At 69.0% G+C, this 19952-nt stretch carries 16 protein-coding genes; 4 read left to right on the top strand and 12 right to left on the bottom strand.

What is annotated here, in order from left to right:
- Positions 1 to 67: 67 nt before the first annotated feature.
- Positions 68 to 613 (top strand): glutathione peroxidase, encoded by a 546-nt coding sequence (locus B9Y64_RS12440; RefSeq protein ID WP_100440983.1) that lies wholly within the window; start codon positions 68 to 70, stop codon positions 611 to 613.
- A 136-nt stretch (positions 614 to 749) separates the two neighbouring features.
- Here the strand turns inward: B9Y64_RS12440 and B9Y64_RS12435 are convergent, their stop codons facing one another.
- The 6 genes from B9Y64_RS12435 to B9Y64_RS12410 are packed head-to-tail and all read right to left on the bottom strand — an operon-like array spanning position 750 to position 4849.
- Positions 750 to 1766, bottom strand: a complete 1017-nt coding sequence (locus B9Y64_RS12435) for an MlaA family lipoprotein (RefSeq protein WP_100440982.1) — start codon at positions 1764 to 1766, stop codon at positions 750 to 752.
- A 1-nt stretch (position 1767) separates the two neighbouring features.
- Positions 1768 to 2079, bottom strand: coding sequence for an STAS domain-containing protein (locus B9Y64_RS12430; RefSeq protein WP_014039022.1), 312 nt, complete (start codon positions 2077 to 2079; stop codon positions 1768 to 1770).
- Entirely contained in the window at positions 2069 to 2731 is a 663-nt protein-coding gene (locus tag B9Y64_RS12425) for an MlaC/ttg2D family ABC transporter substrate-binding protein (RefSeq protein WP_014039021.1), read from the bottom strand. Before B9Y64_RS12425 ends, B9Y64_RS12430 begins: the two co-directional genes overlap by 11 nt.
- Positions 2728 to 3252, bottom strand: coding sequence for an outer membrane lipid asymmetry maintenance protein MlaD (gene mlaD / locus B9Y64_RS12420; protein ID WP_014039020.1), 525 nt, complete (start codon positions 3250 to 3252; stop codon positions 2728 to 2730). The genes B9Y64_RS12425 and mlaD overlap by 4 nt, the downstream gene beginning before the upstream one ends.
- Positions 3253 to 3311: 59 nt before the next feature.
- Positions 3312 to 4061, bottom strand: a complete 750-nt coding sequence (locus B9Y64_RS12415) for an MlaE family lipid ABC transporter permease subunit (RefSeq protein WP_005414955.1) — start codon at positions 4059 to 4061, stop codon at positions 3312 to 3314.
- Positions 4061 to 4849, bottom strand: coding sequence for an ABC transporter ATP-binding protein (locus B9Y64_RS12410; RefSeq protein WP_100440981.1), 789 nt, complete (start codon positions 4847 to 4849; stop codon positions 4061 to 4063). The genes B9Y64_RS12415 and B9Y64_RS12410 overlap by 1 nt, the downstream gene beginning before the upstream one ends.
- 189 nt (positions 4850 to 5038) lie before the next feature.
- On the opposite strand from B9Y64_RS12410, the gene recC reads away from it, so the two are divergent.
- Genes recC through recD form a run of 3 tightly spaced genes read left to right on the top strand, consistent with a single transcriptional unit; the run spans position 5039 to position 13940 of the window.
- Complete coding sequence (gene recC / locus B9Y64_RS12405; RefSeq protein ID WP_100440980.1) at positions 5039 to 8386, top strand: exodeoxyribonuclease V subunit gamma; 3348 nt, start codon at positions 5039 to 5041, stop codon at positions 8384 to 8386.
- Positions 8383 to 12063: an exodeoxyribonuclease V subunit beta gene (gene recB, locus B9Y64_RS12400; RefSeq protein ID WP_100440979.1), complete on the top strand. Its 3681-nt coding sequence runs from the start codon at positions 8383 to 8385 to the stop codon at positions 12061 to 12063. The genes recC and recB overlap by 4 nt, the downstream gene beginning before the upstream one ends.
- Complete coding sequence (recD, locus tag B9Y64_RS12395) at positions 12060 to 13940, top strand: exodeoxyribonuclease V subunit alpha (protein WP_100440978.1); 1881 nt, start codon at positions 12060 to 12062, stop codon at positions 13938 to 13940. Before recB ends, recD begins: the two co-directional genes overlap by 4 nt.
- Before the next feature lie 127 nt (positions 13941 to 14067).
- On the opposite strand, the gene B9Y64_RS12390 is transcribed toward recD, so the two are convergent.
- The 6 genes from B9Y64_RS12390 to B9Y64_RS12365 all read right to left on the bottom strand — a co-directional run bounded on the left by B9Y64_RS12390 (position 14068) and on the right by B9Y64_RS12365 (position 19742).
- Positions 14068 to 14466 carry a hypothetical protein gene (locus B9Y64_RS12390; RefSeq protein ID WP_100440977.1) on the bottom strand — a complete coding sequence of 133 codons (399 nt, stop codon included), beginning with the start codon at positions 14464 to 14466 and terminating at the stop codon, positions 14068 to 14070.
- Positions 14467 to 14559: 93 nt separating this feature from the next.
- On the bottom strand, positions 14560 to 16593 hold the full coding sequence (locus B9Y64_RS12385) for an FUSC family protein (RefSeq protein WP_100440976.1): 2034 nt from the start codon (positions 16591 to 16593) through the stop codon (positions 14560 to 14562).
- A 3-nt stretch (positions 16594 to 16596) separates the two neighbouring features.
- Positions 16597 to 18057: an efflux transporter outer membrane subunit gene (locus B9Y64_RS12380; RefSeq protein WP_100440975.1), complete on the bottom strand. Its 1461-nt coding sequence runs from the start codon at positions 18055 to 18057 to the stop codon at positions 16597 to 16599.
- The gene (locus B9Y64_RS12375; protein WP_162292374.1) at positions 18054 to 18971 is read right to left on the bottom strand and encodes an efflux RND transporter periplasmic adaptor subunit; all 918 of its coding nucleotides are present in this window, start codon (positions 18969 to 18971) and stop codon (positions 18054 to 18056) included. The genes B9Y64_RS12380 and B9Y64_RS12375 overlap by 4 nt, the downstream gene beginning before the upstream one ends.
- Positions 18968 to 19177 carry a DUF1656 domain-containing protein gene (locus tag B9Y64_RS12370; protein WP_010487502.1) on the bottom strand — a complete coding sequence of 70 codons (210 nt, stop codon included), beginning with the start codon at positions 19175 to 19177 and terminating at the stop codon, positions 18968 to 18970. The genes B9Y64_RS12375 and B9Y64_RS12370 overlap by 4 nt, the downstream gene beginning before the upstream one ends.
- A gap of 109 nt (positions 19178 to 19286) precedes the next feature.
- Positions 19287 to 19742, bottom strand: coding sequence for a MarR family winged helix-turn-helix transcriptional regulator (locus B9Y64_RS12365; protein WP_005421298.1), 456 nt, complete (start codon positions 19740 to 19742; stop codon positions 19287 to 19289).
- Positions 19743 to 19952 lie beyond the last annotated feature (210 nt).

Raw genomic sequence — 19952 nt, 5'->3', positions numbered from 1 at the left:
CCGGCACCACCGGCATCGCGCGGCGCTATGCTGGTGGGCCATTCCCCACCGTAGCCGGAGCCCCCGCGTGAGCACCCCGATCCAGGATATCTCCCTCACCACCATCGACGGCCAGCCGTCCTCGCTTGCCGACTACCAGGGCAAGGTGCTGCTGCTGGTCAACGTCGCCTCCAAGTGCGGCCTGACCCCGCAGTACGAAGGCCTGCAGGCGCTGTATGCGGAAAAGCATGCGCAGGGCCTGGAAGTGCTGGGCTTCCCCGCCAACAACTTCCTTGGCCAGGAGCCGGGCAGCGAGGCCGAGATCCAGCAGTTCTGCCAGCTCACCTACGATGTCAGTTTCCCGATGTTCTCCAAGATCAGCGTGGCTGGCGAGGACACCCACCCGCTGTACCAGCAGCTGACCGCCGCGCAGCCGCAGTCGATCGGTGAAGGCCCGCTGCGCGAGCGCCTGGCCAGCAAGGACATCCCGATTCATCCGGCACCGGCGGTGCTGTGGAACTTCGAGAAGTTCCTGGTCGGCCGCGACGGCAAGGTTGTCGCACGCTTTGCCCCGGATGTGGCCGCCGACGACGCACGCCTGCGCGAGGCCATCGAGGCAGCGCTGGCAGCCTGAGCACAGCGTGCCAACCAAGGTTGGCACCTACCGGGCCGGGGGTCGGATCCCTTTCCTCGGGAAAGGGCTCCGACCCAACACAGCGCCAAAGAAAAACCCCGCCGAGGCGGGGTTTTTCATGCACCGATGAGTGACCTCAATGGGTCCACTGCGGCATTGGCATCGCATCGACCGGGATCGGCGAATTGGCATCGTCGTGACCGCGGTCGCGCTTGCTGCGCAGATCGTTCTCGATCTGGTAGTTGCGGCGCTGCATCCACGCATCGCGCACCAGGGCGTATTCGTCCACTGCGGTGTCGCGCAGATCGTCGATCGCCAGCAGCTGTGCGCGGGTATCGACCAGCTGCAGGCCCTGCAGGCCGATGCGGATCTTGTCTTCCTCGATGCGGCGCATCGGCGACAAGGGGATGTCACCGGCCAGGCCGAATACATCGCGCACGGTGCGCGGGCCGAAGAACGGCAGTTCCACGTAGCGCGAACGCCGCCAGCCCCAGGCCCCCAGGGTCTGGCCGAAGTCTTCATTGCGACGCGGCACCATCGCCTTGCTGGCCGGATCGAACAGGCCACCGATGCCCAGCGTGCTGTTCATCAGGAAGCGGCCGAGGCTGTCCCACGCATCGGCGCCGCGGCCCTGCAGCAGCTGGTTGGTGATGGTCACCGGCGCACGCAGGTTGCTGAAGAAGTTGCTGACGCCGGTACGCGCGAAGCGTGGCACCACATGGGTATAGGCGGTGGCCAGCGGGCGGGCCACACCACGGTCGACCGCATTGTTGAACTTGTGCACCTTGCGGTTGAACGGTTCCCACGGATCGTAGGCCGCAGCACTGCCGGTGTTGCCGGTGCCGCCGTACAGGGCGTCGAAATCATCGTCGCCGCCGGCGGCGTTGGACGCTGCGGTCTTCGGTGCGCTGGCCTCCGCGGCCTGTGCCGAAGCCGCCGGCGTCGGTGCGGAGGACGCCGGTGGATTGGCGACTGACGCGGCCGGAGCAGCATCGGCGCCGCCGCTATCGACGGTTGCCGCCGGGGTCCCGGCAGCAGGGCTGGCGGCAACCACGGTGCTGGCGACCGGCACATCGCTGCGCGCCGGCTTGCCGGCACAGGCGGTCAGGGCGGTGGCCAGGAGGATCAGGGGGAAAGTGCGTACGACGTTCATGTCAGCTCGCAGCAGAAGTAGCGTTGAAGTCCAGGTCGGGCGACAGCCGGTAGGCTGCGCTCAGCTCGTTGTACCCGGCCGGCGCGCCGGAAATGGCCAGCGCATGGCCTGCCTTGCGTGCACGGGCCGCCAGTTCGGCCAGCAGGGCCAGGCCGGCGCTGTCCACGCGTTCGACCTCGCCCAGCTCCAGCCGCGCCAGCTTGGCCGGCAGCGCCTGCAGTTGCGGCCACAGTGCAATCACCGCGGCACGGTCGAGCACCCCGCGCAGGCGCAGGGTGTCGCCTTCCAGCAGCGCCAGTGCGTTACTTGCCATTGCCCGCGGGCCCGGCCTGCATGCTGCCGCTGTGCAGTTCGCTGGCCACCTGCTTGATGCCCTTCTGGCGCAGCGGGGTATCGAACTGGTTGCGGAAGGTCTGCACGTAGGAAATGCCTTCGATGTTGACGTCGAAGATCTTCCACTGGCCGTTCACGTTGCGCATCCAGTATTCGACCGGGGTCGGTTCGCTGCCGGCGCGCACCAGTTCGGTGCTCACGCGCACGCCGCGGTTGCCCGGCAGCGGGCTTTCACCCTTCAGGCGGAAGCTCGGCTTGCCCTGGATGTTGAGCAGGGTCGAACCGTAGCGCTGCATCAGGCTGTCGGCCATGGCATCGGCGAACAGCTTGATGTCGGCATCCGAGGCGCCACGGGCGTGCGGGCCCAGCACCAGGCGTGCGGCATAGTCGCGGTCGAAGGTGCGGTTCAGTTCGCTGTCGATGTAGCTGCGCAGGCTGGCCGGGTTGCTGCTGAACTCGCTCCGGCGCTGCTGCAGGGTGGTGAGGATGCGCGTGCTGGCATCGATCACCACCTTGCCGGCCTGGCCCTGCGTCGCGGCTGCGGCGGGGGCGGCGGCCTGGGCCTGGGCGAGGAACGGCGTGGCCAGCAGCAGCGTCGAGGCGAGCAGGGCCGGGATCAGTTTCATCTTCATGGTTGCGGTTCCGTTGCAGGCGCCTGCGCGCCATCGTTGGGCTTCTGGCCTGCGCCACCACCGGCGCCGCCACTGAACATGTACTTGCCGACCAGCTGGATCAGGTCAACCGCTGGCTGGGTGAAGACGATCTCGTCGCCGGCCTTCAGCACGTCCGGGTCACCGCCCGGCTGCAGACCGATATAGCTCTCGCCGAGCAAACCACTGGTGAAGATACCGGCCGAGGTGTCTGCCGGCAGGTCCTTGACCTTGCTGTCCATGCGCAGGGTCACGATGGATTCGAACTTCACCGGATCCAGGTCGATCGAGGCGACCTGGCCGACGGTGACGCCGCCGATCTTCACCGGCGCCTGCTTGCGCAGCTGGCCGACCTGGGAGAAGCGCGCCTTCAGCTCGTAGCCCTGGCTGCCCCAGCTCCAGCGCTGGTTGGTCGAGGCCACGGCCAGCACCATCAGCGAGGCCAGGGCCAGCAGCAGGAATGCGCCGACAGAGAATTCGAGTCTGGGACCGCGGATGGCCATGTGGATTACCTGATCGAGTCGTGGTGGCCGCGCGCGCATGCGCACCGCCGGTGGAGGGGTTAGGTGAACAACATTGCCGACAGCACGAAGTTGAACATCAGCACCAGCAGCGAGGCGTTGACCACCGCACGGGTGGTCGCCACCGAGGTGCCCTCGATGGTCGGCTCGGCGTGGAAACCAACGTAGGCGGCGACCAGCGCGGCGGTGCCGCCGAAGATCGCCGACTTCAGCATCGCCACGCCGAAGTCATCCCAGAAATCGACGCTGTTGCGCAGCGCCGACCAGAACACGCCATTGTCCAGGCCCAGCACGTGCACTGCTTCGAAGTAGCTGGCACTGATCGCCAGCGAGCAGAAGATGCCGGTCAGCAGGGGCACGGTCAGCACCGCCGCCCAGAAGCGCGGCGCCACGGCCTTGGCGACTGGATCGATCGCCATCAGCTCCAGGGCCTTGATCTGGTCGGTGGCGCGCATCAGGCCCAGTTCGGCGGCGATCGAGCTGCCGGCGCGGCCGATGAACAGCAGCGCGGTCAGCACCGGCGCCAGTTCGCGGTACAGCGACAGGCCGAGCAGGGTCGACAGCGCGTCGGCCGCACCGAAGGTGGTCAGTGTGCGGTAGCCCTGCAGGGTCAGCACCAGGCCGACGAAGGCACCACCGACGGCGATGATCGGCAGCGAGCGGGCGCCGATCTTGTAGATCTCGCGGGTCAGCTCGGCCAGGAAATCACGGGTCGGCAGCGAACCGCGCAGCACGGTCAGCGAGAACAGGCCGGCGCGGCCCAGCGAGCGGGTGGCTTGAACGAACGGCATCAGGCGACCCTCGCGCGCGGCGCGGCATCGAACGGGATGGGGCCATCGGGCTGGCCGTGCAGGAACTGCCGCAGCAGCGGGTCCTGGCTGGACTGCAGCGCCTCGGGCGTGCCCTGGAACACGATGCCGCCATTGGCAATGGCGATCACCTGGTCGCAGATCGGCAGGGTCTCGTGCACGTGATGGCTGACGATGATGCTGGTCAGGCCGAGGCTGTGGTTGAGGCGCTGGATCAGGCTCATGATCACCCCCGAGGCGATCGGGTCCAGCCCGGTCAGGGGCTCGTCGTAGATCATCAGCGGCGGGTCCAGCGCCAGCGCGCGGGCCAGCGCGACGCGGCGCGCCATGCCACCGGACAGCTCGCGCGGCCAGGCATCGGCAGCGGCCAGCAGGCCCACCGCATGCAGCTTCATCTCCACCAGGCGGCGCAGCACGGCGGTCGGCAGGCGGGTATGCGTACGCAGCGGCAGCGCGACGTTTTCGGCCACGGTGAGGTCGGTCAGCAGGCCGTTGCCCTGCAGCAGCACACCCACGCTCTTGCGCATTTCCAGCAGCGCGCTGCTGTCCTGCGGGATCGGCTTGCCGAACAGGGTGACCTCGCCAGCGACCGGGCGCAGTTCGCCGGTCAGTGCCGCCAACAGGGTCGACTTGCCGCTGCCGGACGGACCCAGCACGGCGGTGATGCTGCCCTTGGGCACCTGCAGCGACACGTCACGCAGGATCGTGCGCCCGCTCCGGTCGATGCGGACGTTGGATAACTGCACCAGACTGGAGGTGGAAGCCGACATGGGCACCATTAACGTTTTTTAGACATCGAAGGATCGGGCCCGTCGGCTGAACATAAGCAGACTGGACGGTCCAGTATTGTGGCACGGCAGGACCCTTGCCAGGCCGGGACAATCGGCCGGCGACCCGGAACAATCCGTACCGGCGATGAGCTGACCATTGAATACTGCCTGCCGTGCTGCACACTGTGCATGATGAGTGACCCGGGCAGCGATTTCCGCCTCTACCATTCCAACTCCCTGGACGTGCTGGCTGCGCTGCTGGCGCGCAACGTGCGTGCGCCGGTTCCGGGCCAGCCGTTGCTGGCGCCGGAGGTGGTGTTGATTCCGCAGGTGGCGATGCGGCGTTGGCTGCAAGCGACACTCGCTGCTGAGTATGGCGTAGCCGCCAACCTTGAGTTCCTGACCCCGGGTGAGTTCGTTGCCCGTGCGCTCAACGCCAATGTACCGGGCGAACGCGACGATCTGGACGCCGCCGGCCTGCACTGGAAGCTGTACCAGGCACTGCGCGACCCGGCGTTGCTGGCGCAGCCACCGATGCGCGCGCTGCAGTCCTATCTTGCCGGCGGCGACGCGCTGAAGCCGTGGGCACTGGCCGGTGAACTGGCTTCGGTGTTCGAGAAGTACCAGGCCTGGCGCCGCGACTGGCTGCTGCGCTGGGAGGCCGGCGCCGACCCGGCCGACCCGCAGGCCATCCTCTGGCGCACCATCGCCGGTGGCCACGATTACCGTGCGCGCCGCATCCAGGCCTACCTGGACCGCTTCGAGGGGGCTGGCCAGCCGTTGCCACAGGGCCTGCCGCCGCGCATTTCCGCATTCGCGACGCTCAACATCTCGCCCGACGTGCTGCGGGTGATGGCCACCCAGGGGCGGGTGGGCGAGCTGCATTTCTATATGCCCACCCCCGTGCAGTCGTACTGGGGCGACCTGCAGACCCTGGCCGAGCGCCTGCGCAGTGGTGCACCGGATCCCTTCGGTGAAGCCGCGGGCGAGAACCGGCTGCTGGAAGCCTGGGGTGCGGCGGGGCGCGATTTCATGGCAGTGCTGGGCAGCTACGAGGTGGTGCATCCGGCCGGCGAGATCGCAGCCTATTCCGATCCGGAGGAAGACACCCGGCCGACCCTGGCCGAAGGTGGACTGTCCGACAGCCTGCTGCATCGCCTGCAGCGCGATCTGTTCCATCGCCGCGCCCTGCCCTCGGGCGAGCTGCGCGAGGGCCTGCGCAGCGACGACCCCAGCCTGCAGGTGCATGCCTGCCATACCCGTCTGCGCGAGCTGCAGGTGCTGCACGATCAGCTGCGCAGCCTGCTGCAGGACCCGCGCTTCGACCCGCCGCTGCAGGCGCGTGAGATCGCGGTGCTTGCACCGGACATCGATCCCTATGTGCCGTATCTGGAAGCGGTGTTCGGCGGCCGTGGCGGTGAGGACGAGCACATCCCCTATGCGCTGGCCGACAGCAGTCCGCTGGCGGGCGAACCGCTGGCCGACGTGTTCGTGCACCTGCTGGGCCTGCCGGTCTCGCGCTTTGGCCTGAACGAAGTGCTGGACCTGCTGGCCAGCGCGCCACTGGCCGAAGCGGCCGGGCTGGAAGCGGTGGACTTCGATCGCCTGCATGGCTGGCTGCAGCAGGCCGGCGCACGCTGGGGCCTGGATGCGAAGCACCGCAACCAGCACCAGGCACCGGCCGACGATGCCTACACCTGGCAGTTCGCACTGGACCGCCTGGTGCTGGGCCATGCCACCGGCAGCGAGACCGACCTGGCCGGGGTCGCACCGTGGATCGAGCTGGAGGGCGGCGCGCTGGAAGCGCTGGACCGGCTGCTGCGCCTGCTGCGCGTGTTGGCGGTCTATCAGCGTCGCCTCGGCGAGCTGCTGACCCCGGCGCAGTGGCGGCAGCGCCTGCTGTCGCTGCTGGACGCGCTGCTGCCGACCGCACCCAGCTCGCCCAACAGCCAGCGTGCCCTGGAGCGCCTGCGCAAGCTGCTCAACCAGTTTGCCGACGATGCCGCCAAGGCCGGCTTTGAAGACGGTGTGCCGCCGGAGGTGGTGCGTTCGCACTTCGCCGGCGCGCTGGGCGAGGCCGATACGCGCGCGCCGCTGCTGACCGGTGGCATCAGTTTCGGCCGCATGGTGCCGATGCGCCTGCTGCCATTCCGGGTGATCTGCGTGCTCGGCCTCAATGATGGCGATTTCCCGCGCCGTGACCCGGCTGCAGGTCTCAACCAGCTCACCGCCGAGCTGGACACGCCACGTCGCCGGCCGGGCGACCGCTCCACCCGCGAAGACGACCGTTTCCTGTTCCTGCAGCTGTTCGCCGCCGCGCAGGAGGTGTTCTACCTCAGCTACCTCGGTGCTGATCCGCGCGATGGCAGCGTGCGTGAGCCGTCGGTGCTGGTCAGTGAACTGATCGATGCCGCCGCCGCGTATCACCTCGATCCGCCTGCGGCGGTCCGCGACTTCACCGTGCGCCACGCACTGCAGCCGTTCTCGCCGGCGGCATTCGGCGATGGCGATCCGCGTCGCTTCAGCTATCGGCGGCAGTGGCATCCGGCTGCGGGTCGCCTCACCGGCCAGCGTGGGGGCCTGCAGCCGTGGTTCGACGCGCCGCTGCCGCCGCCGCTCGACGATGCGGTGGAGGATGACGTCGCACTCGATACCCTGCGTCGTTTCCTGTGCGACCCGGCCGGGCAGTTCCTGGCACAGTCGCTGGGCCTGCGCCTGGCCGACGATGTCGAGGAGGTCGATGACCTGGAACCGCTGGTGCTGTCCTCGCGCGGTCCGGAAAAGCGCAGCGTGCAGGCGGCGGTGGTGCGTGCCACGCTCAGCGGCGATACCGAGCCCTTGTACCCGCGGCTGCGCGCGCGCGGCCTGCTGCCGTCCGGCCCATTGGGCGAGCGCCAGTTCGAGGTGGAGCAGTTGAAGACCCGCCCGTATGCCAGTGCATTGCTGGGCTGGATGCAGGGCGAGCCGCTGGAAAGCCGTCGCTACGAGGTGGAGATCGACGGCGTGCGCCTGCATGGCCGCGTGGCTGATCGTCATCCTGAAGGACTGGTGCGCCTGCGCGCCGGTACCCTCAATGGCAATGCGGTGATCCGCCAGGGCCTGGACTGGTTGCTGGCCAATGCTGCCGGCGATGCACTGCCGCTGGTGCAGTTCCACGATGGCGGCGATGCCGGTCCTGGCCCGCATGTGCTGCCGGCGTTGAGCGCTCCGGCTGCACGCGCGGCGCTGCGCGCGCTGCTGCAGCTGCGCCAGCGTGGCCTGCGCGAACCGCTGCGCTTTGCTCCATATACCGGCTGGGTGCTTTACACCACGGCTGGCGAGAAACAGCGCAGCGAAGGCTGGAAGCAGTGGCATGGCAGCGACCGCAGCTGGGGCGAATCCAGCAGCGACGCCTGGCAGCTGCTGCTGCGTGGTGCCGACCCGTTCGCTACCGATGCCGGCTATGCCGACCTGCTGCGCAACAGCCAGGTGGTCTTCAGCGCGGTGCATGAAGGCCGCGCTCTGGGCGCCGAAGCGCGCCAGGAGGGCAGCGCATGAACACCGCCATCGCCGGAGACCGCATCCCATCGCTCAGCCGCGACCCCTATCTGGCCCTGCCGCTGGACGGCATCCGCCTGATCGAAGCCAGCGCCGGTACCGGCAAGACCTTCACCCTGGCCACGCTGTTCACCCGCCTGGTGGTGGAGCAGGGCCTGCGCATCGGCCAGATCCTGGCGGTGACCTTCACCGACGCCGCCACCCAGGAACTGCGCAAGCGCATCCGCGAGCGCCTGGCACTGGCCGCGCGCCTGGTCGATCTGGAACCGGCCGAGGGCGAAGCGCCGGACGTGTGCCTGACCCGCGAGGTGCTGCAGCGCCACCTGCAGGGAGGCACCGAGAGCGCCGCCGCACTGAAGCGCCGCCTGCAGGTGGCTGCCGACGAGATCGACCTGGCTGCGATCTTCACCATCCATGGCTTCTGCACCCGCGTGCTGCGCGAGCATGCGCTGGAAAGTGGCCATACCTTCGATCCGCCGGAGCTGCTGGCCAGCGACCGCGAGTTGCTGGAGGAACTCGCGGCCGACCTGTGGCGCGTGCATGCCAACGACCCGGCCACGCTGGAGCCGCTGACCTGGCTGTGGCCCAACCCGGACGCGCTGGCCGCTGACCTGCGCGCGCTGCTGGGTGCGCCGCCGCTGCACCCGTTGCCACAGGCGATGACGCTGGCCGACCCACACCCGGCGCTGCAGAGCGCGGCCGAAGAACTGTCCGCAAGCGTGCGCGAGCATGGCGAGCAGTTCTTCATCGACCTCTGCGATGCCGTCGACAACAAGTGGATCAACGGCGTGTCCTACAAGCTGGGCTGGCTGCACCCGCTGGGCCGGCAGCTGCTGGCCTGGGCCGAGCGTGGCGATCCGCGCGAGCTGCTGGCAAGCGAGCGCCTGCCGGCACTGTTGCCGGATGTGCTGGCTGGCAAGACCAACAAGAAATTCCCTGATCGCACGCCGTCGTCGCCGCTGCAGGCACCGCTGGCGCGCTACGTTGCGTTGCTGGCCGAACGCGATGCCTGGCTGCGTGGCACTGCACTGAACTTCCTGCATCGCCTGCGCGATGAAGCCAGGCAGCGCCTGCAGGCGCTGAAGCGCACGCGCCGGGTGCAGACCTATGACGACCTGATCGATGGCGTGGCGCTGGCCCTGGAAGGTCCGCAGCGGCTGGCGCTGGTCAAGCAGCTGCGCGCGCAGTACCGGATCGCGCTGGTTGATGAGTTCCAGGACACCGACGATCGCCAATGGGGCATCTTCCACAGCGTGTTCGGCGATTCACCGGAGGTGCGCGAGCTGGGCCTGGTACCGGCGCTGTTCCTGATCGGCGACCCCAAGCAGGCGATCTACGGGTTCCGCGGCGGCGACATCCACACCTATCTGAAGGCCAAGCAGGTGGCGCAGCAGGCGCCAGTGCTGGACCAGAACTTCCGCTCGCGGCCGGCCGTGCTGCGAGCGCTGCAGGCGCTGTACGACAACGGTGGCGAAGACGCGTTCCTCGAGCGTGATATCCAGTTCGAGCCGGTGCGTCCCGGCGGTGTGCGCATCGATGCGGACTACCTGCGCGACGGTGATGCTGCGGTGGCGCTGACCCTGCGCGTGCTGCGCAGTGGGGGCGACAAGGCGATGAGTGCCGATGCCTCACGTGAGGCGGCGACCCAGGCCTGTGTGGCGGCGATCCACCAGATCCTGGTCGACGCCCGCGCCGGCAAGGCCGTGCTGCGTGGGCGGCCGGTACAGCCGGGCGACATCGCCGTGCTGGTGCGCTCGCATCGTGAGGCCACCCTGGTGCAGCGGTCGCTGGCCGCGGTCGGTATTCCCGCGGTGGCGGCTGGCAAGCAGAGCCTGTTTGCCACCAGCGAAGCCCGCGATCTGCGTGCGCTGCTGTTGGCACTGCTGCAGCCCGCCGATGAAGGCCGCCTGCGTGCGGTGCTGGCCACCGTGCTGCTCGGCCAGCGGGCCAGTGCGATCGCTGCGATGGAACGCGAGGGCGACCTGCAACGCGGATTCCAGGCGCAGCTGCTGCACTGGCGTGAGCGCTGGCAGCGCGGCGGCCCGTTCGCGGTGATCGCCGATGTCTGTGCCGCGCAGGGCGAACGCCTGCTGGCGCTGATCGATGGCGAGCGCCGCCTGACCAACTACCTGCAGTTGGGCGAACTGTTGCAGGAGGCCTCGGCGCAGGCGCTGGGCATGCACGGCCTGCTGGACTGGCTGCAGGGCCAGATGGCCAGCGCCGACCAGGATGACGAGCAGCAGCTGCTGCGCCTGGAATCGGATGCGCGGCGCGTACAGATCATCACCCTGCACAAGAGCAAGGGCCTGGAGTATCCGCTGGTGTTCCTGCCCTTCGTCGGCATCGATGGCGGCGCACCGAACACCGCCTCGCACTGCACCGTGCACCTTGGTGGCCAGCGCCAGCTGCACTGGAAGCTGGACAGGGACGAGGCCTGGGAAGCCGCCAGCACCCAGCGCGAGCGCGAGCAGCGCGCCGAGGATGCGCGCCTGCTGTACGTGGGCTTGACCCGTGCCGAGCACGCGCTGTGGATTGCCGTGGGTGATCTGGCCGGGCTCGGCAGGACGCGCCTGGCGCCATTGCTGGGCGACCTGCAGGCGCTGCGTGCGCATACCGATGTGCATATCGACGACAGCGAAGCACCGGCCGCGCTGCCGCAGCTGGCGGCCGAAGTGGAAGGTGACCTTCCGGCGGTGCGTGCCCTGGTCCGGCGCGTGCCGCACGACTGGTGGGTGTACAGCTTCACCCAGCTGGCCCACGCCGATGCCGGCGCGGGCAGCGATATCGAAGCGGCGGCCACCGAGCTGCCGGCACCGGCCGCCGACGAACCGGCGGGCCCGGAGCTGCCGCTGGAACCGGCGCTGCCGGAACCCGCAGCAGCGGCCGGCGACAGTCCCCCGATCGATCCGCGCTTCATGGGCAGCCGCTTCGGCAATGTGCTGCACGAGGCAATGGAGAACGTCGACTTCGCTGCCTGGGGTGACTGGCAGCCAGGCCTGGAAGCCCCCGAGGGCCAGGCCGAGGTGCTGCGCAAGGCGCTGCACGATGAGGGCTATGCCGACGCCGATCTGGATGATGGCGTGGCGGTGCTGGTGCCGCTGGTGGGCCAGACGCTAACCGTGCCGCTGCCCGAAGGCGGTGCGTTGCACAGCCTGGGGGAAGGCGAGCGCCGCGCGGAAATCGACTTCCACTTCGCTATCGAACCGACCACCGTACCAGCGCTGCTGCAGGTCCTTCATGCGCACGGCGTTTCCAGCGCACGCCGCGGTTTCGGCCAGCGCCGCCGGCTGGAAGGGCTGATGACCGGCATGATCGACCTGACCTACGTGCGTGATGGGTGCTGGTACGTGCTTGACTACAAATCCAATCGCCTGCCCGGCTACAGCCCGGACTTGCTGGCCATTGCCATGCGCCACAGCGAGTACGACCTGCAGGCGCTGATCTACACCGTGGCCCTGCATCGCTGGCTGCGCTTCCGCCTGGGCGCGGCCTACGACTACGAGCGCGACATGGGGGGTATCCGCTACCTGTTCTGCCGCGGCCTGGATGCTGCCGGCAACGGCGTGCATGAGGACCGCTTCCCGATGGCGCTGGTGGATGCACTGGATGCATTGTTCGCCGGTGGCGAACAGGCCCAGGCCGAACTGGCCGCGCGTGCCCGTGGAGCCAGCGCATGAGCCTGCTGCAGGAGCTTTACCGCAATGGCCAGCTGCGGACCCTCGATCACGCGTTGGCGACCAGCCTGCAGCGGCTGCGCGATGACACCCCGGACAGCGTGGCGGTGGCAGCCGCGCTGGCCTCGCTGGCGGTGTCTCAGGGCCACGCCGCGTTCGATCCGGCACAGCCGCAGCGGTTGCTGGAAGGTGTACCCGAGTGGCCTGCCGCGCAGGACTGGCTCGCGCAGCTGCGCGCATCGCCCTGGGTGGCGATACCGGAGCGGGCCGACGCCATCGCCGAGGACGCACCGCTGGTGCTGGAGAACGGGCTGCTGTACCTGCGCCGCTATCGCGAGTACGAGCGGCAGCTGGCGGCGGGCCTGCAACGCATCGGCCGGCATCCGTTGCCAGCGCCGGACATGGCAGCGTTGGCACCCCTGTTCGCGCGCCTGTTCCCGCAGGCGCTGGGCAGCGAGGATCACCAGGCGCGCGCGGCCGGCGTGACGCTGCGCCATCCACTGGCGCTGGTCACCGGCGGCCCCGGCACCGGCAAGACCACCACCATCGCGCGCCTGTTGCTGCTGCTGGCCGCGCAGGCCCGGCACGCAGGCCAGCCGCTGCCCGAGGTGGCGTTGGCCGCGCCTACCGGGCGCGCTGCCGAGCGCATGGCCGAGAGCCTGCGCGTAGCGGTGCAACGCCTGCAGGAACAAGGACTGGATCCGGCGCTGTGCGCGGCATTGCCCAGTACCGGCACCACCCTGCATCGCCTGCTTGGCGTGATTCCCGATTCACCGCGCTTCCGCCACCACGCCGACAATCCGCTGCCGGTGGACGTGGTGGTGGTCGACGAAGCCTCGATGATCGATCTGCCGATGATGGCCAAGCTGGTCGACGCGATCGCCAGCGGCACCCGGTTGATCCTGCTGGGCGACCCCGACCAGCTGCCGTCGGTGGAGGCCGGCGACGTGCTCAGTGCGATCCTGCGTGCCAGCGGCGATGGCATCGGCACCCGTGCCGACGACGCGCAGGCGCTGCACGGCCTGCTGGCGCCGGCCACGCTGCAGCCACAGGCCACACCGCGTACCTTCGCCGGCCGCCGTGTGCAGCTTCAGCGCGGGTATCGACAGAGCGATGCGCTGGACCTTGCACCGCTGGCGCATGCGGTGCGCGAGGGCGACAGCAACATCGTATTGCAGCTGCTGCGCAACGGTGAACTGGCTGGCGTGCATTTCCACGAAGGCGAAGCCGATCCGCTGCGTGGCCAGCGCGAGCACCTGCTGGGCCACTGGCGGGCCCTGGCCGACGCCGCCGATCCGGTACATGCCCTGCAGCAGGCCGGGCGCCTGCGCGTGCTGACCGCGTTGCGCGAAGGCCCGCAGGGCGCGCGCGGGCTCAACAGCCGCATCGAGCAGCTGCTGGCCGGCAACACACCGGGCTACTTCCAGGGCCGGCTGCTGCTGGTCACCGAGAACAGCTATCGGCACCGCCTGTTCAACGGCGATATCGGCATCTGCCTGCGTGATGGCAGCGGCGCGATGGTGGCCTGGTTCCCGGGCGATACCGTCGACCAGCCGCGCGCCTTCCACCCGGCCGCGTTGCCTGCCCACGAAAGCGCATTCGCGATGACCGTGCACAAGGCGCAGGGATCGGAGTTCGATGAGGTGTGGTTGCAGCTGCCGCGCCAGGACAGCCGCGTGCTGTCGCGCGAACTGGTCTACACCGGCCTGACCCGTGCCCGCCAGGTCCTGCATGTGGCGGGCAGCGCCGACGTGCTGCAGGCCGCATTGAAGCGCCACGCCAGTCGCCTCGGTGGCCTGGCCTGGAGACTGGGTGCGGAAGACGTGGCCCAGGCACCGGCGCGCATCGAACAACCCACGGTGCAGGGCACGTTGTTCTGACGCGGGCGGGATGCCCTGCCTGTAGAGCCGAGCCGTGCGCGGCTGACAGGCCACGGAGTCGAGCATGGCTCGACTCTGCAAGAGCGCGCTTCGATCGTTCCGGCGTTCATCCACGCATGGCGTGGATCTACTCTGCGATCAATACCAGGCCATCCGGGAACACGATCGCCGCTTCATCAGCGCTCACGTCGAAGAACCCCACGCCGTGCTTCTCGGCCAGGTCCTGCACGCGGCCATGCGCGCGCTCGGCCACCGGGTAGGCGAACGCGCCGTAGATCACCTGGCGGCCGATGCTGTATTCGGTCACTTCGGCACGGTCGTCATCGTCGTTGCTCAGCGGCCCGTTCATCGGTGGGAAGTCCTGCGCGATTTCCGCAAACCACGCCTGCAGCGCCGGGCTGCTGACCGCCGGGTCATCGTACTCGTGACGTTCGTTCCACTGCGTCTGCTTCTCGAACCAGGCGATGAAGGCTGCTGCTTCGCGCGGGGCGGCGCTGGCCTCGAACACCATCATGTCGTAACTCATTGAACCGTCCTGTTGCAGCGCCGGGGTCGGATCCCTCTCCGCAGGAGAGGGCTCTGACCCCATGCGGGGTCTGTGGCTGCACAGGGTAGCGCGCTAGGCCTGTGCGGCTCCTTCCCAGCCCGGTGCCAGCGCCCTGGCCTCCGGGAACAGCGCGAAGCGCAGCCCGATCAGGCCCATCAGCGCCTCGTCGCGGGCCTTGCACGCACCCACGCTGCCGACCCGTCCCAGCGAAGTATCCAGCCGCTCGCGCAGCGCCTGATCGGCGGCGATCGGCTTGCGCGCGGCGATCTGCCGGCGATAGTGCACGGCGACTTCTTCCAGGATGTGCTCGACCGCCTCGCGGCTGCGCTCGGGCAGTTCCAGCCGGGCGCGGCGCAGCTGCAGGATGTTCAGGCCGATGCGCGCCTCGTTGAGCATGTCCACCGAGGCGATGTCGCTGCCCTCCGGCGTTGCCGCCAGGCGCGGTGCGAGCAGGCCCAGCAGGTCGAGCATGCGTGCGGCGAAGCGCTGCCGGTCCTGCTGGCCACGTCCTTCGGCGGCTTCGGCCAGCGTGGTCCAGCCCTGCCGCACCAGCCGGCGCGCGGTCCACTCGGCACCCACCGAACGGAACAGGCGGGTCATCACCACCGCGAAGCCAATCCCGATGAACATTGCGATCGACGAATTGAGGAAGGTCTGGATGTTGGCGCTGTAGGTGTTCTGCAGGCTCAGCAGTGCGGCCAGGTTGACCGTCAGCGGCAACGCGAACAGGGCGCTCTTGGGGTGGTGCAGCATCAGCCCCAACGGCAGGAACACCACTGCCAGCACCAGCGCCAGCAGACCGAAGTCGTGCACGGCCGGGAACACGCCGAACAGGTACACGCCGGCCACCACCGAGGCAACCATCGCCCACACCAGGAACGACACCATGCTCGGTGCCGGATCGTCCTGTGCAGCGAAGAACGCAGCGGTCACCGCGGCCATCATCGCGCCGTTGCCACCGCCTTCCCAACCCAGCGCGATCCACAGCACGCAGTAGCTCATCAATGCCACGCCGGCACTGAGTGCGGAGAACAGTGCCATGCCGTAGTCGACGTGCTTGTCGGCGGCTACCCGTTCGGTGCGGATGCGGTAGTGCGCGCGGTCCAGCGGCGCAGTGCCGTGGTCGATCGCGTGCTGCAGCGTGCGGCAGTCCTGCCACAGGTCCACCAGCTCTTCCAGGCGCAGCAGCAGGCTGGCCAGCTGCAGGTGCTGCAGGTCGCGGTCCACCTGCGGCTTCAGTGCGCTGATGCGCGCGCGCAGGCGGGCGTATTCACTCGCATTGGTGGGCCCGTCCAGCCAGTCGTGGATATCGTCGACGAGTGCCGGCAGGCCTTCGGGCAGGGCCTGGCCGTCGCTGCGCAGCGCGCTCAGGCGATCGGCGATCGAGGACAGCACCGGCAACAACAGCAGCATGCGTTCGCGCAGCCGTTCCATCGACACCGCCGAACCGGCATGGCGGGGATCGTCGCGGCGCAGGAACTCGATCAGTGCCTCGAACTGCACCAGGTCGGCGGCGAGCCGGTTGCGCGGCGCATGCGCGCGGCCACGTTCAAGGATCTGCCGGCACCACTGCGCGGCGTCCTCCATCCAGTTGCCGATACGTGCGCGCAGCATCGGGCGTACCGAGGCCGGGAACAGCAGCGAAGCAAACAGCACCGCCACCACCGTGCCGAGGATGATCTCCTCGCTGCGTGCCACCACCGTGTCGAAGATGGTTTCCGGCGAGGTCACCGCCGGGAAGCCGATGAAGGCGGTGGTGTAGCCGGCCAGCAGGAAGGCATAGCCGCGCGGCCCGCGGTTGAGCAGGGCCATGAACAGGCAGCCGGCCAGCCAGATCGACATCGCCGCGCTCAGCACCAGCGGCGTTTCCACCAGTGCCGGCAGTACCAGCAGGGTGGCCAGGCCGGCCACGAGGGTGCCGACGATGCGGTACACCCCCTTGGCGCGGGTCGGGCCCAGCAGCGGCTGGCTGACGATGTACACGGTGCCCATCGCCCAGTACGGGCGCGACAGGTTGCCGGCCATGGCGATGTACAGCGCGGCCACCGCAGCCAGGTAGGTCTTGATCGAGAACAGCCACGCCTGGCGGTCGGTCAGCGCGTTCATGGCTTACTTCGCGGCAGTCGTGGTGTTGGGCGCGGCGGCGCTGGCCTGCCAGCCACCTCCCAGCACCAGGAACAGGTGGATCTGGTCACGCGAGACCTGCGCTTCGGCGGCGGCCAGGGTGGCATCGCTGGTGGCCAGGCTGCGGTCGGCATCCAGGCTGGACAGGTACGGCGTGCGGCCGCCCTGGTACAGCCGGCGGTTCTGTTCGGCGGCCAGCGTGGCCTGCTCCTGCGCGATGCGCAGCGACTGCAGCCGGCGCAGGTCCTGCGCATAGCGGTCCAGCGCGGTCTGGGTCTCACGCAGTGCCTGCAGCACGGTGTGGTCGAACTCGGCCAGGGCAGCGTCGGCACCGGCTTCGGCGGCGTGGATGCGGGCGTGGGTACCCGATGACGGCAGCGTCCACGAGATCAGCGGGCCGATCGACCATTGCTGGGTCATCGGCGTGCCGAAGTCTTCCAGCAGGCCGGCGGCACCGAGTGAGGCACCCAGGCGGATGTCCGGATACAGCTCTGCGGTGGCGACACCAATCCGCGCAGTGGCCGAGGCCAGCTTGCGCTCGGCCTGGCGTACGTCCGGGCGGCGCTGCAGCAGTGCGCGGCCATCACCGACCGGCAGCGGCTGCGCCAGGCTGGGGGCGTGTGCACAGTCGATCACGCCGGCCGGCAGCTGCCCCGGGGTCTGCCCGAGCAGGGCGGCGAGCGAATAGGCCGCCGCCGACCGCTGCGCATGCAGCGGCGGCAGTGCAGCTTCCAGCAGCGCCACCTGGGCGTTGGCGCGGGCCAGTTCCGGTGGGGTGCCACGGCCGGCCGCGATCAGGCGCTCGGTGACCGTGCGGCTGCGCTGCTGCAGCTGCAGCGAATGCTCGGCCACATGCAGTTCGTGGTTGGCGTGGCAGATTTCCAGGTAGCTGTCGGCCACCTGCGCGACCACGCTGACCTGGGCCAGATCGCGCGCCGCGGCGACCGACTGCTCGTCGGCACGCGCCGCTTCGGCGCCACGCTTGAGCTTGCCGAACAGGTCGAACTGGTAGCTGACCGCGAACTTGCCATCGGCGAGGTTGATCACCGGCAGTTCGTGCTCCTGCAGGAACGATTCGGCCGACAGCTGCGCACGGCTGACGCCGGCCTCGGCCTCGTACTCGAAGCCACCGGCGTCCAGCGCCTGCTCGTATACCGCCGCAGCACGGCGCAGGTTCGCATCGGCGGCCTTCAATTCCACGTTGTCACGCAGCGCCTGGGTAATCAGGCTGTCCAGCACCGGGTCGTTGTACAGCGACCACCAGCGGTCGGGCAGCGCCTGGTTGGCGGCCACCTGCGGGTTCTGCGTATCGATGAAGGCCGCATTGGCCTGCGGGCGCTTGAACGCCGAGCCTTCCGGCAGTGCGTAGTCGGGGCCGACGGTCCTGCACGCGGCCAGGCTGGCCAGCGCGACGATCAGGCCGAGACGGGGCAGGGCGGCGTTCACAGGCCCGCCTGTGTCGGCGCGGTGCCGGCCTTGTCGTTGTGCGGATGGCGGCCGGTGTCCACGGTGACCGTGGCGGTGCGGCCGGCGATCAGTTCCACGCCCCTGGGCACCTCATCGATGGCGATGCGCACCGGGATGCGCTGGGCCAGCCGCACCCAGTCGAAGGCCGGGGTCACGTTCGGCAGCAGGGTGCTGCCGTTGCTGCGGTAGCGGTCCTCGATGCCGGCGGCGATGCTCTCCACGTGGCCGCGCAGCGGCACCGATTCGCCCATCAGTCGGATGTCCACGCTCTGCCCCGGGGCCACGCCGCGCAGGCGGGTTTCCTCGAAGTAGCCATCGATGCGGAACGAGCCGGTATCCAACAGCGCCAGCACCGGCTTGCCGGCCACCACGTAATCGCCAACGCGCATGGTGCGGTCGTTGACCCGGCCATCGGCCGGTGCGCGCACCTCGGTGCGGCCCAGGTTGAGCTCGGCCAGGTCGACCGCGGCCTGTGCGGTGGCCAGCGCGGCCTGAGCGGCCTGCAGCTTGGCGCGGCGCACTTCGGCGTCCTCGGCAGCGACCAGGTCCTGCAGGCTGCGGTCACGGCCGATCTCGCGGCGCAGCTGTGCCACCGAAGCCTGGCGCTCGGCCAGGCTGGCCCTGGCCTGCTCCAGTGCGATGCGGTAACGAGCGCGGTCGACCACGAACAGCAGCTCGCCCTTCTTCACCGCCTGGTTGTCGGCCACGTTCACCGTTTCCACCAGCCCGGACACGTCCGGCGCCACCTGCACCACGTCGGCACCGACGTGCGCGTCGCGGGTCCACGGCTCATCCATGTAATAGACCCACAGCTGGCGCAGCACCAGCAGGGCGACGATCACGGCTGCGCTGGTGAGCAGCACCGGCAGGGTCTTCTTCACGATCTTGTTCACGATTGCATCCAACGCAGGAGGTGGAACAGCAGGCCAAGCACGATCCCGTACAGAGCCAGGTTGAACAGCGCCGGGTGCCATACATGGCGATAGGCGCCGGCACGCTGCAGCAGCGCGTGCAGACCGCTGTTGACCAGATAGGCCAGCAGCATCAACCCGAGCAGGGTCGGGACGAACACTCCGTGGAGACTGAATTCACCGGGCATCGGTAGGGGCGGGGGCGATGTGGGGGAGGGGGAGGGACAACAGAACAACGGCAACGGGCAAAAGCCGCTGGCGTATGCACGGCAGCGGCGGTGTTCGGGGGCAACGGTCTTACGTGATGCGGTCGGCGGCCTCGGCCAGCAGGCGCCATGCCTTCAGCACGGCGTGCAGTTCGTCCATGGAAAGCTCGCCGAACACGTCCTGGCGCAGGCCGATCAACTGGTCTTCCAGCTCGCTGACCAGCGCGTGGCCCTCATCGGTCAGCCACAACAGGTTGGCGCGGCGGTCGCTGGCGTCGCTCTCGCGGCGGACCAGGCCGCTGGCGCACAGCTTGTCCAGCAGGCGTACCAGGGAAGGGCCCTCCATGCCCAGCTGCTGGGCCAGCGCCACCTGGCGGATGCCACCGCCGGAGCGGCCGATCATCAACAGGGGCATGGTGCAGGCGGTGGAGATGCCATAGCTGCCCAGCCGGCTGTCGGCCAGGCGCTGCCACTGCCGCCCTGCGTAAAGCAGGCCGGAGCTGAGCTGCATCTGCAGCACGGTGCGCTCGTCGAGGGGTCGGTCCATAAGAGATAGATAGGATACTACTAATTTCATTCCTATCAATGGTTTTTGCTGAATGGGGGGCTGCTGAGGAAAGCGTTGCGCCTGCTGGCTATCGGCTGGGGTGGCAGAGGGTTGGCTCTTGGAAGCAAGAGCAGAAGCAGTGCGGACCAACGGTCCGCACCCACCAGGGCAGCGGCGCGCCTCTCCCGCTCCAAATCGATAGCAGTTCGG

Origin of the sequence: Stenotrophomonas maltophilia (genome assembly GCF_002799245.1) — a bacterium.
In the GTDB taxonomy this organism is placed as follows: Bacteria; Pseudomonadota; Gammaproteobacteria; order Xanthomonadales; family Xanthomonadaceae; genus Stenotrophomonas; species Stenotrophomonas maltophilia_S.
Note: the sequence above shows the minus strand (reverse complement) of the source record. Positions and strands in the feature narration are given on the sequence as shown.

Bases quoted from the DNA above. Each gene is read 5' to 3' on its own strand.
- B9Y64_RS12415 (WP_005414955.1), bottom strand. From the start codon at position 4,061: ATGCCGTTCGTTCAAGCCACCCGCTCGCTGGGCCGCGCCGGCCTGTTC.
- B9Y64_RS12370 (WP_010487502.1), bottom strand. From the start codon at position 19,177: ATGCCCGGTGAATTCAGTCTCCACGGAGTGTTCGTCCCGACCCTGCTC.
- recD (WP_100440978.1), top strand. From the start codon at position 12,060: ATGAGCCTGCTGCAGGAGCTTTACCGCAATGGCCAGCTGCGGACCCTC.
- mlaD (WP_014039020.1), bottom strand. From the start codon at position 3,252: ATGGCCATCCGCGGTCCCAGACTCGAATTCTCTGTCGGCGCATTCCTG.
- B9Y64_RS12425 (WP_014039021.1), bottom strand. From the start codon at position 2,731: ATGAAGATGAAACTGATCCCGGCCCTGCTCGCCTCGACGCTGCTGCTG.
- B9Y64_RS12385 (WP_100440976.1), bottom strand. From the start codon at position 16,593: ATGAACGCGCTGACCGACCGCCAGGCGTGGCTGTTCTCGATCAAGACC.
- B9Y64_RS12435 (WP_100440982.1), bottom strand. From the start codon at position 1,766: ATGAACGTCGTACGCACTTTCCCCCTGATCCTCCTGGCCACCGCCCTG.
- recC (WP_100440980.1), top strand. From the start codon at position 5,039: ATGATGAGTGACCCGGGCAGCGATTTCCGCCTCTACCATTCCAACTCC.
- B9Y64_RS12430 (WP_014039022.1), bottom strand. From the start codon at position 2,079: ATGGCAAGTAACGCACTGGCGCTGCTGGAAGGCGACACCCTGCGCCTG.
- B9Y64_RS12365 (WP_005421298.1), bottom strand. From the start codon at position 19,742: ATGGACCGACCCCTCGACGAGCGCACCGTGCTGCAGATGCAGCTCAGC.
- B9Y64_RS12410 (WP_100440981.1), bottom strand. From the start codon at position 4,849: ATGTCGGCTTCCACCTCCAGTCTGGTGCAGTTATCCAACGTCCGCATC.
- recB (WP_100440979.1), top strand. From the start codon at position 8,383: ATGAACACCGCCATCGCCGGAGACCGCATCCCATCGCTCAGCCGCGAC.
- B9Y64_RS12390 (WP_100440977.1), bottom strand. From the start codon at position 14,466: ATGAGTTACGACATGATGGTGTTCGAGGCCAGCGCCGCCCCGCGCGAA.